Source organism: Vibrio renipiscarius (assembly GCF_000827885.1).
GTDB lineage: Bacteria > Pseudomonadota > Gammaproteobacteria > Enterobacterales > Vibrionaceae > Vibrio > Vibrio renipiscarius.
Map to the genome: position 1 here is coordinate 867,356 of NZ_JTKH01000024.1, position 14,204 is coordinate 881,559.

Consider the following 14,204-nt stretch of genomic DNA (forward strand, 5'->3'; position numbering starts at 1 on the left):
TTTTATGTCTGAATTTTGGGTATAAAAAAACCGGCGATAAACGCCGGTTTTTCTTATGACTTAATATTAGTCTTCGTTGCGAGCTGGGCGACCATGGCCACGCTCACCACGGTGGTTGCCACGGTTGTCGCCGCCACGGTTACGGTCGAAACGACGTTCGCCATCACGGTTACCAGCTTCGCGGTTGCCGCCTTCACGGTTGCCACGGTAGCCGCCGCCATCGCGGTTAGCACCAGCACCAGCTGCAGCACCATCACGGTTACCACGGTAGCCGCCGCCATCACGGTTTCCGCCTTCACGGTTACCACGGTAGCCGCCGCCATCACGGTTGCCAGCTTCGCGGTTGCCGCCTTCACGGTTACCACGGAAGCCGCCTTCACGACGAGCGCCACCTTCACGGTTGCCGCCTTCACGGTTACCACGGAAGCCACCTTCACGACGAGCACCGCCATCACGGCTACGAGGCTCACGGAAATCGTTGAAATCACATACTACAGCGCCAACTTCTTTCTGACGAATACGCAGTTTGTTTAGTTTGCCAGCCGTTTCAGCATCCATCGCTTTAGGAAGCTGAACATAAGTTTGGCCTTGATCTAGTTTGATAGCACCGATAGAGCCTTTCACTAGACCTAGTTCGTTCGCTAGTGCGCCAACGATATCTTTAACTTGAACGCCTTGCTCACGACCCACTTGAAGTTGGTAAGTTTCCCAATCTTGAGTGCTGAAGCTACGACCACCTTCACGACGACCGCCGTCACGGCTATCACGACCGCCATCACGACGTTCTGTGCGACGTTGCTTGTCACGTGCAATAGCTTCTACCATTGGGTCATCACCAACGTAGAATAGTGGACGTTTGCCTTGTTGGCGCTTAAGCAGGATCGCCGCTAGAGTGTTTGCGTCGATTTCTAGAGATTCTTGTAGTTTTTCAACTAGCTCAACGAATTTCTCTAGTGCTTTGTGTTCTTTTTCTGCTTCTAGTTCTGCACCTAGTTTAACTAGACGAGATTCAGCAACTTGATCACGCATTGGAAGTTGGATTTCTTCCATTAGTGATTTAGTTACACGTTCGATAGTGCGAAGCATACGGATTTGGTTGCCGCGAACAAGAAGGATCGCTTTACCTTTACGACCAGCACGGCCAGTACGACCGATACGGTGGATGTATGATTCAACATCGAATGGGATGTCGTAGTTAAATACGTGAGTAATACGTGGAACGTCAAGACCACGTGCAACAACGTCAGTTGCTACTAGGATGTCGATTACGCCAGTTTTGATGTGATCAACAGTACGCTCACGTAGAGACTGAGGAATATCACCGTGAAGTGCAGCAGCTTTAAAGCCACGTGCAGATAGCCAATCAGCTAGACGCTCGGTGTCTTGACGAGTACGTACGAATACGATTGATGCGTCAGTTTCTTCAGTTTCAAGTAGACGAGACATTGCTTCGTCTTTCTCTACGCCTTTAACAACCCAGAATTGCTGCTCTACTTTATCAACAGTATGGTTTTTACCTGCAACGTCAACCATTACTGGTTCACGTAGGAAGCGCTCAACAATGTTTTTCAGCATTGGAGGCATAGTTGCAGAGAAAAGTACACGTTGCGCAGTTGAAGGCGCGTGTTCCATGATTGCAGTAACATCGTCAACAAAACCCATGTTCAGCATTTCATCTGCTTCATCAAGGATAAATGTCTTAACTTCGTCTAGGTGTAGACGGTCACGGTTGATAAGGTCTTGAACACGGCCAGGAGTACCAACAATGATATGTGCGCCATTTTTAAGAGCACGCATTTGATCAACGATAGAAGTACCACCGTAGATTTCTAGAACTTTAAGACCAGAAATGTTACGACCAAGGTTTTTCATTTCAGCTGCTACTTGGATCGCTAGTTCGCGAGTAGGAGCAAGAACAACCGCTTGTGGTTTACGTTGAGCAAGCTCAATCTTGTTTAGTAGAGGCAAAGAGAAGGCTGCTGTTTTACCAGTACCTGTTTGTGCTTTACCTAGTGCGTCAGAACCTGCAAGTAGGTGCGGGATCGCAGCTGCTTGGATAGGTGTTGGAGAAACGAAGCCCATATCGTTAAGAGCTGAAAGGATGTCGTCGTTTAGTGCTAAATCACTAAATTGAATTACTGAGTCTGTCATTGGGATCCCATTAACATAAAAAAACAAAAGGTCCCACGAGCTCTACCAATTCCAATACCAATCCAGATAAAGAGCTGATTCCATTCAGATGCGGAGAAGTCGTAAATCGCATCAAGCCGCTAGGGACATAAGGGAGGCGGATTATTCCCTAAAAGCATAAAAAAATCCAGAAAAAATTGAATTTCATCACAAAAATTTCTTAAAAAAGGCGAAATTGCAGAATTTGTCGCCGCATGCCGCTTTTTTTGTTGCTATTTTGCTCAGCTATGGCGAGGTAGAACGTGAACAAAGTCTCGCTTTAGGTAGCTTGGGTAAAACCGCAATGTTATAGTAAGCCCAATTTTACAAGTGATTAAGAATAAAAATGTTTCAAGATAATCCGCTACTGGCTCAGCTTAAACAAAAAATCCAAGAGAACCTGCCTAAGAAAGAAGGCACCATCAAAGCAACTGAAAAAGGCTTTGGCTTCTTAGAAGTAGACAGTAAAACCAGTTTCTTTATTCCGCCACCGTGTATGAAGAAATGTTTACACGGCGATAAAGTAAAAGCCATCATCCGCACTGAAAACGATCGTGATCAAGCCGAGCCGGAAGAGTTATTGGAGCACAATCTTACTCGCTTTATCGGACGCGTAAAAATGTTCAAGGGTAAATTGAATGTTACGCCTGATCATCCTCAACTTAAAAAGCAGGCATTAAAAGCAAAAACTCAGAAAGGTTTAAACCCGAACGATTTTGCTGAAGGTGACTGGGTTGTTGCTCATCTTATTCAGCACCCATTAAAAGGTGATGCTGGCTTCCTTGTGGAAATTTCTAAAAAAATCACGGATGCGAATGACAAAATCGCGCCTTGGTGGGTAACACTCGCGGAAAACGATCTGCCAAATAGTGAACCTGCGGGAATTGACAACTGGGAACTGAAAGACGATGCCGACCTAGAGCGTATCGATATGACTCACATCCCATTCGTGACGATTGATGGTCAGTCAACCAAAGATATGGACGATGCGTTATACGCAAAGAAAAATGCCAATGGTGACTTTGAGCTAACGATTGCGATTGCGGATCCTACCGCTTACATCACGCCAGAGAGTGATATGGATAAAGTCGCGCGCGAGCGTGGTTTCACCATTTACTTGCCAGGCCGCAATATTCCGATGCTGCCACGTGATCTTGCTGATGATCTTTGTTCATTGATCGAAGGTGAAGTTCGTCCTGCGCTTTGTTGTACCGTGACGGTAGATAAAGAGGGTGTGATCGGTGACGATATTCACTTCTTTGCTGCACACATCAAATCGCACGCCCGCTTAGTGTACGAGCATGTTTCTGATTGGTTGGAAAATGGCGAATCACCAGAATGGCAACCAAATGACGAGATTGCTCAAATTGTTCGTGATTTGTATGAGTTCTCATTAGCTCGTGCTAACTGGCGTCAAACGAATGCGGTGGTTTTCCCTGATCGCCCAGACTACCGTTTTGAATTGAGCGAAGACAACGATGTTGTTGCGATTCACGCGGATATGCGTCGCACGGCGAATCGCCTGGTTGAAGAATCGATGATCACCGCGAACATCTGTGCGGGTAAAACACTGCGCGCGAACTTTGACTGTGGTGTCTTTAATACCCACGCAGGTTTTAAACCAGAAAAAATTGCTGATGTTGTGGCGCTGGTTAATCCAGAGGGTGAATTGCCATTTACCGCTGAATCTATTGCAACTTTAGAAGGTTTCGCGGCACTACGTCGTTGGTTAGGTCAGCAAGACACTAGCTACCTTGATAACCGCATTCGCAAAGCGCAAGCGTACAGCGAGATGGGCAATCAGCCATTGCCGCATTACGCGATGGGGCTGGATATTTACGCGACGTGGACATCACCTATCCGTAAATATGGCGACATGATTAACCACCGTATGCTAAAGGCCTTCGTTCTTGGCAAAGATCCAGTGCAAACGGCAGATGAGACGGTAGGCGAAGAGCTGGCTCTGCATCGTAAACACCATAATATGGCTGAGCGCAAAGTGGGTGACTGGTTGTATGCACGCACGTTGGCGGAAGAGCCAAGCAAAGAAACCAAATTCAGTGCGGAAATTTTTGATATCAATCGCGCGGGTATGCGTGTTCGTTTGATCGAAAATGGCGCGGCAGCCTTTATCCCTAGTTCACTTATCATGGCGAACAAAGAGCGAATTGAGTGCAACGGTGAGCAAGGTACGATCTCTATCGATAAGCAGCTAGAATTCCGTTTGGGTGATGTACTTGAAGTGGTTCTTACTGATGTAAACCAAGAGAACCGTAATGTGGTTGCGAAACCGACTCAAGTGTTCGCTGAGCTTGTGACAGATTCTCCAGAAACACCAACAGAAGCGCCTGCTGAGACTAAAGCGGACTAGCTTTCGTTTTTGCAACGTTTGTTAACGCATCCCTCGAACTCAGTTCGGGGGATTTTTTTAGGATTCAGTACCCGTAAATAATGTGCATCCGATCGCATTGTTGTTGATTTTTAGGTCGGATTCGTACACACTAAGAGCTAAGGCATATCACTTTTGAAATTCCCAATACTATCTTGGGCTTAGATTGAATTTACTTGATGTGCTTTTTACGATTACGTATCGTCATTCTACTTACATGGTGTGGGTTTGTCAGAGGATAATAAACTGGCACCGTGGAAGACTATAAAAATGACAAAGGCGACCTGTAAGTCGCCTCTTTGTTGCCCACTTAACACTCTTGGTTTGGCCGCCGATCAGTTAGGTAGGGTGCAAAAATTGGTGTTACGCATAGCTGGCTATTGGCTTAGATTCCTTACTAGATACAAACTAATAGTTGTTGTAACCTGCCTGGGCATTGCTCAGGCATTTCTTTATCTGCCGCACAATCATAAGCAATCAGTACATTAGCGATAGTGAATTTAATATTCAATGCGATGCAACGCTAAAAAATATCCATTATCAGTATGCTATTCTGCAAGTTTGTATCATAAAACCTGTTCTATATGGCTTTTTGAAGGGCTAAAGCAAGAGTAATCAGGGCAAGTCAGTCTGATGTGCGCGCAAGAAAAACTGTTCAGATCGAGACACTGATTAGAGTTAACGGGGGCGGCTAATTACACCATTCTTCCAAAAACAGCGTAATAACGTTATCAGCGATTAAGATCATCAAGAATGCTCTGAGACGGGTGTTGATCGGTATGAAGAGCCTCAGTCGTTAGAATTCACGACTTGAAGGGGCGCAGCCTAGATACTGCAGTAAAACGTAAATACTTTCTTCTGCTAACGCAACGCGACGAAAAAGATTGGCAAACGTATCATCCCCGCCAAAACACGTTTGAATATAATAGTTAATCTGTTGCTCATCATAGCCTTCCACATACATCGTGCGTACCCATTGATACTCGACAGATTTTAAATCGATGAGTGTACTTTCACTTAATGTTGTCATGTTCATCATCAAGGCTTTACTCAATTAGTCGTATTGAGCAAGGATTTAAACAAATTATAGTGAAAGAAAAATGACAGTAAGGCGATTTAGGTTCGGTTGCTCGCTGTCATTCTCGGTTGTGACAATGTTTACTTTAGGTATTTAACGTGGGCTTCCATTTCGTCACCAATATGTTTGCGCATGTTCATCAAACGGATGGCGGACTCTCTTAATGCGATATCATCTTCGCTGATTGGAACCCATTCAGGGACGGTGGAGGGCTTACCATCTTCATCAACCGCGACCATGATGACAATGCAGTGGGTGGTTAATCGATTGGTGAGTTCTTTGGGATCGTTGGCTTGTACATCAATCGCGATGTGCATTGAAGAGCTGCCGGTATAAATGACCTTTGCATTCACCTCTACCAGATTGCCAACATGGATCGGGCGAACAAAGCGAATCCCCCCCGCGTAGGCCGTGATGCAGTATTTGCCACTCCACCCGGCTGCACAGGCATAAGCGGCTAAGTCGATCCACTTCATGGCGGCGCCGCCATGCACTTTTCCGCCAAAATTGACATCACTCGGTTCTGCTAAAAAGCGCAGGGTAATATCACGTTGTCTTTTGCTCATCGTCTTACTCCATGACGGTTATCACTGTTGTTACTTTTGCTTTATAGCAAGTTACAACGTAAATATTCGATTGTCATGTGTGGCGCTCATAGATTGAGCCTTGCGCGACGTTGCGATGGAAAATATGGCGGTTAGTCTATTTGTGCACTTCTTCAAACTCACCTTCGATGAAGCCTTTGTTCATTTCTGGGTTTTGTTGTTTTTGCATTTGTGCCTGTAAGTTATCGCGCAGGCGCTTACCTGTGATCGCACCTAGAATCGCTAATGGAATCGCGAGTAATAACCCAAACATCACAGTAAAAAAGCCAATGAACAACGCCAGTGCTGTTGTGATCATTCTATACATTATGTGTACCTCTATTGTGTCGTGTAGGAGAAAGAGTAAAAACAGAAGGTTCTGCTTACACGAGATAACAGGATTAAGATTAATACACGTTAGATGAACAAGAGATGAATACTGATTACCGCTTCAATAACGAAGCGGTAAGCGAGTTAGCAATGCATCGCGTCAATGTATAATGCAGGCTGACTTTTTGACTCAACTGGCGTGACTGAACTTTCGCGGCCGCATGTTAGTGATGGCCACTCGGTGTATCACTTGTCTGAGCCGTTTATCTCGTCTAGCGGTAGCCAGTTTACTTGTACATTCGCTTGCAAAAACATTTCTTGGCTGACTTTGATTTTATCGCCCCAGCGAGAGAGGAAATCGTCCGTTTGCTCTGGGCAGTGTACGGCGGAAATGCCCGTTTGAATGATTTTTGCCGCGCAATTTGGGCAAGGAAAATGCGTCACCCAGATTTCACAGCCATCTAAGTCGCGTTTAGCGAACAGGATTGCATTTTCTTCGGCGTGAAGTGTTTTTAAGTATTTCATTTCGCGTTCGTCGGTTTCCGCGCTGTCGGAGATACCATGTGGGTAGCCATTAAAGCCGACTGAGACGATGCGATTTTGTTTGGTAATAACGGCACCAACCTGAGTTGATGGATCTTTACTCCAAGAGCCAACAAGCTCAGCCATTTGGTAAAAGCGTTGCGCCCATTTTGAAATCATTAAAATGTCCTTACAAAGAGTGAATTTGATGACGAGTCAGCGATGGCACTCATACACTCGTTCTCGCTCAAAATACAATAATGTGATCTCGGTTGGATCATAATATCTCACTTTTTAATGAGTTAGTAGCCACAATCCGCCGGCATGGTTGTACGATTTTGTCACCGGGTGTTGCCTCCCTAGTCCGAGTAAATAGCAAGTGGGTTAAAAATCTCCCTTCGGCGTGTAAGAGATCGCTTACGATGATGTGAGAAACTGTCATTTGAGCGATAAGATTTTATTGAAGGATAGGATTTATCGTTCTGATAAATAAGGAATAAATTAGAATCGGCATAAATGTAGATAAATTCTTGGTCGATTAGGCTATTGAGACCTTCGGCTTGGATAGGTAGATTAAAGGGGTCGGCAGGAAGCGGACACGGAACAGGAAAGACCCACGGATTTGGTCATCTTCAGGATGAAGATATAGTCATCGAGGAACGATGATTAGCTAGGATAGCGTAGGACACCGCTAGGACAGCGATGTAAGGAAGTGCTGAAGGATACAGCGTACGATCAAGGATATGATGCAGGGAGCACTTATTAGTAGCCGGATTGCTGCGAGTAAGAATAGACCCCGTTAGGCTTGCCTAGCGGGGTTTTCTTTTATACGGACAAAATAGCGTGATTAGCGCTTAAAAGTGACCGCTTCAGTTTCAGCTAGGTGGATTTGCGTTGTTGCTGGTTGCGTTTCTGCAATCACCTTACCGTGGCGCACAGAGTAGCGTACTGGTACTTGGCGACGTACAGCATCAAAACCATTTTCAGCTGGAAGGATAAGCAGGCTACCCGGTTTCCCTAATTCGATGCCATGTTGGTCATGAATATTCAATGTGCGTGCTGAGTTCGTGCTGATGAGCTCTAAGCCGTTATTGATCTGATCGTAACCCATCACCTGACACACATGCAGCCCCATATGCAGCACTTGCATCATGTTCGCCGTACCCAGTGGATACCAAGGATCGAAGACATCATCATGGCCAAAGCACACGTTGATGTTGGCAGCCAGCATTTCTTTCACTCGTGTCACGCCACGACGTTTCGGGTAATCATCAAAACGGCCTTGTAGGTGAATGTTCACCAATGGGTTCGCGACAAAATTGATGCCTGACATACGCAGTAAACGGAATAAACGAGATGCGTATGCGCCATTGTAAGAGCCCATCGCTGTCGTATGGCTTGCCGTGACTTTGTGACCCATGTTGAACTTGTGCGCGAGCGCTGCCAAGGTTTCAATAAAGCGTGACTGTTCGTCATCGATTTCATCACAATGCACATCGATCAGGCGGTCGTATTTTTGTGCCAGTTCAAACACGTAATGCAGAGATTCTACCCCGTATTCACGGGTGAACTCGAAGTGCGGAATAGCACCGATGACGTCCGCACCTAATTGCACCGCTTCTTCGAGAAGTTCTTTGCCGTTCGGGTAAGAAAGAATGCCTTCTTGTGGGAACGCAACGATTTGGATATCGACCCATTCTTTCATCTCTTCACGCACTTCGATCATCGCTTTTAGCGCAATCAAGGTTGGGTCTGAAACATCAACGTGGGTACGTACGTGCTGTACACCGTTAGCAATCTGCCATTTGAGTGTTTGCTTAGCGCGCGATTTTACATCTTCGATTGAAAGCAGTTCTTTGCGTTCAGCCCAACGCTCGATGCCTTCAAACAAGGTGCCAGAAATGTTCCAGCTAGGCTCGCCCGCAGTTTGCGTGGTGTCTAGGTGAATATGCGGCTCACAGAAAGGAGCAACCGCTAGGCCGCCCTCGGCATCCAGTACGTCGCCCGTAAAATTAAGTTCGGCGGCATTGTCTTCAATACGCGCGAATTGACCATCCATAATCAGAATCTGCTTGAGACCTTCTTGTCCTTGCAGTGTTGCGTTCTTGATCAGTAGCGTTGTCATGATGGTTCCTTACGCTGGCTGCTCGGCCAGAGTCTTTTTATTAACAATAGGATTTAAAACTAAGTAGCTGATTGCGCCGCCAAGAACGGCATTTAATGGCACCACGCCTGGTAAGAAGTGTCCAGCGGCGACGCCAATCGCAACGGCTGCGATACCGGCCCAGTTAATCGTTTGGAACTGAGCTTGGTCGAAATTGAGGTAGCGTTTACGGTTGGCTAAGAAATCCGCGATGATTACACCACCGATAGGTGGAATAGCCAGTGATAAGAAGGTCAACCAACCCACGAAGTTATTGTACAACCATAATGCGCAAAGTGTACCGATTACGCCGTTGAGCATAGAGATATATTTGCTTGGTAGGCCAGTGATGTTTGAGAAACCTAAACCCGAAGCGTACAGGGCATTGTCGTTTGTCGTCCAAATGTTGAGGCCTAGAACGATAATGGCAGGAATCAACAAACCTTGTGCAATCATGACTTCTGAGATGTCTGATTGACCCGTCACCGCCGCTCCCGCCGCGCCAAAAGCAAACATCAGTGAGTTACCGACAAAGAAAGCAATCATCGTGACCATGACAGCACTCATTGGTTTTTTACCAAAGCGAACAAAATCCGCTGTTAATGTCCCTGCGCTGACAAATGAACCAACCACCATTGCGAGTGCGACAGAGAAATCAAGTGGCTCAGCTGGCTGTACTTTTTGCAGTTGCTCGATGCCACCGATGCTGTTGACGGCTTCAATCACTGAGTAACCACCAAGTAAAGCAATCGCTGGAACCGCAATCGCAGACAAAATCATCAGCGCTGCAATACCAAAATAAACCGTTGCTGTCATAAGCAGGCCGGATGCGATGATCAGCACATTGGTATCAATGCCGGTCGCTTTGTGCACGGGAATAGCGAACATCGCCACACCAACACCAAACCAACCAACTTGAGTGCCACCAAGAAGTGCAGAAGGAAGCCATGAGCCTTTAGAGCCAAAAGAGAATCGAGCAAGAAGATGAGTAGAGAGGCCAGTAGAAGCGCCGATATAGCCAAGAAAAGAAGTGTAGATGCCGAGGATGAGGTTACCAATTAGAACAGCAAGCAAGAAATCATTGAAGGAAAGCCCAATACCGAGAGAACCACCCGTCCACATGCTTGCGGAGAAAAAAGTGAGCCCGAGCATCACCATGGTTAACGACGCTACGCCTTTACGGGCTGAAACTGGAACAGGTCCAAGACTATAATTGTTATCTGCGGCCATTTTTACCTCTACAAGTTGGACAAAAAAATTTAAATGCCATGTTTTGGTTAAACGGCGCGTATTATGATGATTGAAAATAAAGTGTCAATGATAAAATTGTCATCTAAATTGATAATTAGCACCTTTCTGTGGTTAATGTTTTACTTATCAATAATTTAAATTTATTGTTTTAGTTTATTTATTATCAGGAAAACGTTTTGCTTGAGTATTTACGCCTTTTAAGAGGGCGTTTTTTTTGTTTTAGCTCATCGATGGGCTCTGTGGGTGATTACGTTATTTTCTTCGCTGATATGTGACCTGCTGCTTACCAGGCAAACGTTCTCTAATAGGGAAAGTAGAAGGAAAAACGTGGGATATCCATATTGGCGTTTATTTTGTGTATTTTTTGTCGGCTTTAGATGTGTTTATGGTTGAAGCACTTAAAAGCGAGTGTTGGTGATGTGTTTTTGAGCAGGTTTAGGTCATTTAATTTTAAGTTGTTCTTTGGTTGATGATTGTATACCACGAGTTAGTGATCGACTGAGTGTGAAAGAGAGTAGAAGAAACGAGTCCCAAAACTGGAATTTTCATGGATGATAGTTGTGAAAAAATTGATATCGACGTGTTAATTGAGAGGTTTGTGCAGGGAAAAATTGCGTGATTACCGTATAATGCATTCAGCATTCAAATAAGGAGATAAAGAATGAAACTTCGTTACTGGCTTTCAATGTCTACGTTACTCGCAGCGGCTTTTTCAGCTCAAGCAAGCGCAAGCTGTGAAGTGACGATTGAAGCAAATGATATGATGAAATTTTCGACCGATTTGATCAGCGTTCCAGCAACCTGTGAAGAAGTCTCGATCACACTCAAGCATACCGGCAGCCTACCTGCGGCATCAATGGGCCATAATATTGTGATTGCTGATACGGCAAACGTTCAAGCGATTGGCACGGAAGGTATGAGTGCTGGGATTGATAATAGCTATATCAAACCCGGAGATGATCGTGTTTATGCCTTTTCGAAAGTGATCGGTGGTGGTGATTCAACCACATTGACATTCGACACCGCGGAGCTGAAATCAGGTGGCGATTATACCTTTTTCTGTTCGTTTCCAGGCCACTGGGCGATCATGAAAGGCAAGTTTGAGTTCCAATAACACGCACAAATTTGTTAAGGCGTCGTTATTTATAAAGCATCGTTATAAAAAATGCCCCGATTCTCGGGGCATTTTTGTTGAACATGATTCACGATTGATCACTTGTTGATAATCGCTGTCTTATTTGTTGGTTACTTGACTGACCAAGTGACGTCTTCACCCGCTTTGATTGGAACAACGATATCGTTGCCAAATGGCATGTTCGCAGGCACCGCCCATGCTTGTTTGGTGAGTGTGACGGTATCCGTGTTACGTGGTAGACCGTAAAAGTCAGGACCATTATGACTTGCGAACCCTTCAAGCATCTCAAGTTTGCCTTCTTGTTCAAAGACTTCAGCGTAAAGCTCTAGAGCGGCATGTGCTGTGTAAGAACCGGCACAACCACAAGCGGCTTCTTTTTTATCTTTTGCGTGAGGCGCTGAATCGGTACCCAAGAAGAATTTTTTGCTGCCACTTGTGGCGGCGGCCACTAAGGCTTGCTGGTGGGTATTGCGCTTTAGAATCGGCAAACAGTAAAAGTGCGGTTTAATACCACCCACAAGCATATGGTTACGGTTATACATCAAGTGATGCGCCGTAATCGTTGCGGCAACATTATCGTTTGCCGCATTAACAAAGTGAGCGGCTTCTGCGGTCGTGATATGTTCTAAAACGATTTTTAGGTTAGGGAAGTCATTAACAATAGGCGCAAGAACCGTGTCTAGAAATTGTTTTTCACGGTCAAATATGTCGATTTCGTGCGCAGTCACTTCGCCATGAATCAACAGCAACATACCCACTTCTTCCATTGCTTCCAGCACTGGATAGATGTTTTTTGCTGAGGTTACACCAGAATCTGAGTTCGTGGTTGCGCCTGCAGGATAAAGCTTCGCTGCCACAACAAGGCCTGAAGCTTTGGCTTTGCGAATTTCGTCTGGGGTGGTGTTGTCTGTAAGGTAAAGTGCCATTAAAGGAGCAAACTGAGCACTTGGTTTTTCCGCCATGATACGTTCACGATAGGCAATGGCCATTTCGGTATCAGTAATCGGTGGGATGGTGTTTGGCATGATGAGCGCGCGGCCATTGTAACGGCTGATATCGCGCACAGTGTCTTTAAGTACTTCGCCATCGCGAAGATGTACGTGCCAGTCGTCCGGACGAGTAATTGTAATCGTTGTCATGTTAGCTCCCACCATGGAATAGTTGTCTGATTGGAGCCTAAGCATTTGTTTATATGAATAAACGCGAATGCTTAGGCGACAGGATGATAGAGGAAAGCGATGACGATTTCACCTTCTTTTTTTATCAGCAGTACTCGTGGCATAATAAAAAGCTAAACGTTTGCGTTATCCAAAGCACAATAAGATGCCGTCGTCGTTTGACTGACTTCGCGCTCGATCGTCAGTGAGTACGAACAATGTCGGCTATATTCGTAAGCACATATACCCAAGGAATGTGTCACTAAGGAAGAGTTATGTCAGCTTCAACACTTTCAACAATTCATGTTTATCCGGTTAAGTCTGTTGCCGGCGTTTCAATGTCTACCGCTTGGGTCGAAAAGCAAGGGCTGATGTTCGATCGACGTTTCATGTTGGCAAAAGCCGATGGTGCGATGGTCACCGCTCGAAAATACCCGCATATGGTGCAAGTGAAGTCGGTATTGTGCCCCGATGGTTTGCTGTTTACTGCGCCAAACCGTCCTTCACTGCGTATTCGATACAGCACATTTAAGATGCAATCGACACCAGTGACAGTGTGGGGGGATACCTTTAGTGCTTACACCACATCAGATGAGGCGGATGACTGGTTTAGTGAGGTCGTGGGATGCCGTGTTGAGTTGGTTTTTACGGGTGAGCAATCGCATCGTATTCGTGAAAAGTTAGGCCACAATGTCAGCTTTGCCGACGGCTATCCGTTGCTGATCATTAGTGAAGGATCATTGGCGGATCTTAATGAACGCAGTCGCGAGATGCATACAATGGATCAATTCCGAGCGAACTTGATCGCCTCGAATCTTGAGCCTTTTGTGGAAGACAGTTGGAAGCGGATTCGTATTGGAGAGGTTGAATTTGAGATCGTAAAGCCATGCGAGCGATGCATATTGACCACCGTGGATACAGAAAAGGGCGTGTTTAAGGCGAGCAAAGAACCCCTAAAAACCTTGAGTGAATTTCGAGCGAATGAATCGGGCGGCGTGTTCTTTGGGCAAAACTTAGTGGCGAAGAATGAAGGGATGATTCGTGCGGGTGATGCCATTGAAGTGCTGGAGTATAAAGAGAAAGAATACTACGTTGATCGCACTTCCCAACGCGATAAAGAAACCTTTTCGGCGGCGCAGGTTGAGCAAAGCGTCGAACAAACGGTCACAATAAAAGTGAATAATCGCGAGTTTGTGGGTGACAACCAACGAACGATGCTAGAACAGGCGGAAGCCGCGGGCATCAATATACCGAACAGTTGCCGAGCGGGTTTATGTGGAGCCTGTCGAGTGAAAGTGGTCGCTGGAAATGTCACTCATGCTCAAGTCCCAGCGTTGGATCATATTGATGTTGAGGGTGGGGAAGCACTGGCGTGTTGCGCCGTACCTTCATCAGATATTGAAGTGAACTATTAGTTTAAATTCATCTTAAGACTTGTGCTAATTA

The 14,204-nt window shown here is 45.7% G+C and carries 11 protein-coding genes; 3 read left to right on the top strand and 8 right to left on the bottom strand.

Annotation, left to right across the window (positions count from 1 at the left end; translation table 11 throughout):
- Positions 1 to 66: 66 nt before the first annotated feature.
- The gene (locus OJ16_RS17540; RefSeq protein WP_040992546.1) at positions 67 to 2,151 is read right to left on the bottom strand and encodes a DEAD/DEAH box helicase; all 2,085 of its coding nucleotides are present in this window, start codon (positions 2,149 to 2,151) and stop codon (positions 67 to 69) included.
- Positions 2,152 to 2,515: 364 nt separating this feature from the next.
- Between OJ16_RS17540 and rnb the strand changes: the two genes are divergently transcribed.
- Positions 2,516 to 4,540: an exoribonuclease II gene (gene rnb, locus OJ16_RS17545; protein ID WP_040992547.1), complete on the top strand. Its 2,025-nt coding sequence runs from the start codon at positions 2,516 to 2,518 to the stop codon at positions 4,538 to 4,540.
- An 814-nt stretch (positions 4,541 to 5,354) separates the two neighbouring features.
- On the opposite strand, the gene OJ16_RS17550 is transcribed toward rnb, so the two are convergent.
- The 6 genes from OJ16_RS17550 to codB form a co-directional block, all read right to left on the bottom strand.
- Positions 5,355 to 5,597: a hypothetical protein gene (locus OJ16_RS17550; RefSeq protein WP_408063507.1), complete on the bottom strand. Its 243-nt coding sequence runs from the start codon at positions 5,595 to 5,597 to the stop codon at positions 5,355 to 5,357.
- Positions 5,598 to 5,716: 119 nt separating this feature from the next.
- Positions 5,717 to 6,202, bottom strand: a complete 486-nt coding sequence (locus OJ16_RS17555) for an acyl-CoA thioesterase (protein ID WP_040992549.1) — start codon at positions 6,200 to 6,202, stop codon at positions 5,717 to 5,719.
- A gap of 136 nt (positions 6,203 to 6,338) precedes the next feature.
- Positions 6,339 to 6,548 (bottom strand): hypothetical protein, encoded by a 210-nt coding sequence (locus tag OJ16_RS17560; RefSeq protein ID WP_040992550.1) that lies wholly within the window; start codon positions 6,546 to 6,548, stop codon positions 6,339 to 6,341.
- 248 nt (positions 6,549 to 6,796) lie between these two features.
- The gene (locus tag OJ16_RS17565; RefSeq protein ID WP_040992552.1) at positions 6,797 to 7,252 is read right to left on the bottom strand and encodes a dCMP deaminase family protein; all 456 of its coding nucleotides are present in this window, start codon (positions 7,250 to 7,252) and stop codon (positions 6,797 to 6,799) included.
- A 667-nt stretch (positions 7,253 to 7,919) separates the two neighbouring features.
- Positions 7,920 to 9,197: a cytosine deaminase gene (locus OJ16_RS17570; protein ID WP_040992553.1), complete on the bottom strand. Its 1,278-nt coding sequence runs from the start codon at positions 9,195 to 9,197 to the stop codon at positions 7,920 to 7,922.
- 9 nt (positions 9,198 to 9,206) lie between these two features.
- The gene (gene codB, locus OJ16_RS17575) at positions 9,207 to 10,445 is read right to left on the bottom strand and encodes a cytosine permease (protein WP_040992554.1); all 1,239 of its coding nucleotides are present in this window, start codon (positions 10,443 to 10,445) and stop codon (positions 9,207 to 9,209) included.
- A 682-nt stretch (positions 10,446 to 11,127) separates the two neighbouring features.
- Between codB and azu the strand changes: the two genes are divergently transcribed.
- Positions 11,128 to 11,580: an azurin gene (gene azu / locus OJ16_RS17580; protein ID WP_040992555.1), complete on the top strand. Its 453-nt coding sequence runs from the start codon at positions 11,128 to 11,130 to the stop codon at positions 11,578 to 11,580.
- A 131-nt stretch (positions 11,581 to 11,711) separates the two neighbouring features.
- Here the strand turns inward: azu and pyrC are convergent, their stop codons facing one another.
- Complete coding sequence (gene pyrC, locus OJ16_RS17585; RefSeq protein ID WP_040992556.1) at positions 11,712 to 12,740, bottom strand: dihydroorotase; 1,029 nt, start codon at positions 12,738 to 12,740, stop codon at positions 11,712 to 11,714.
- 293 nt (positions 12,741 to 13,033) lie between these two features.
- Between pyrC and OJ16_RS17590 the strand changes: the two genes are divergently transcribed.
- Positions 13,034 to 14,173, top strand: coding sequence for a YcbX family protein (locus tag OJ16_RS17590; protein WP_040992557.1), 1,140 nt, complete (start codon positions 13,034 to 13,036; stop codon positions 14,171 to 14,173).
- Positions 14,174 to 14,204 lie beyond the last annotated feature (31 nt).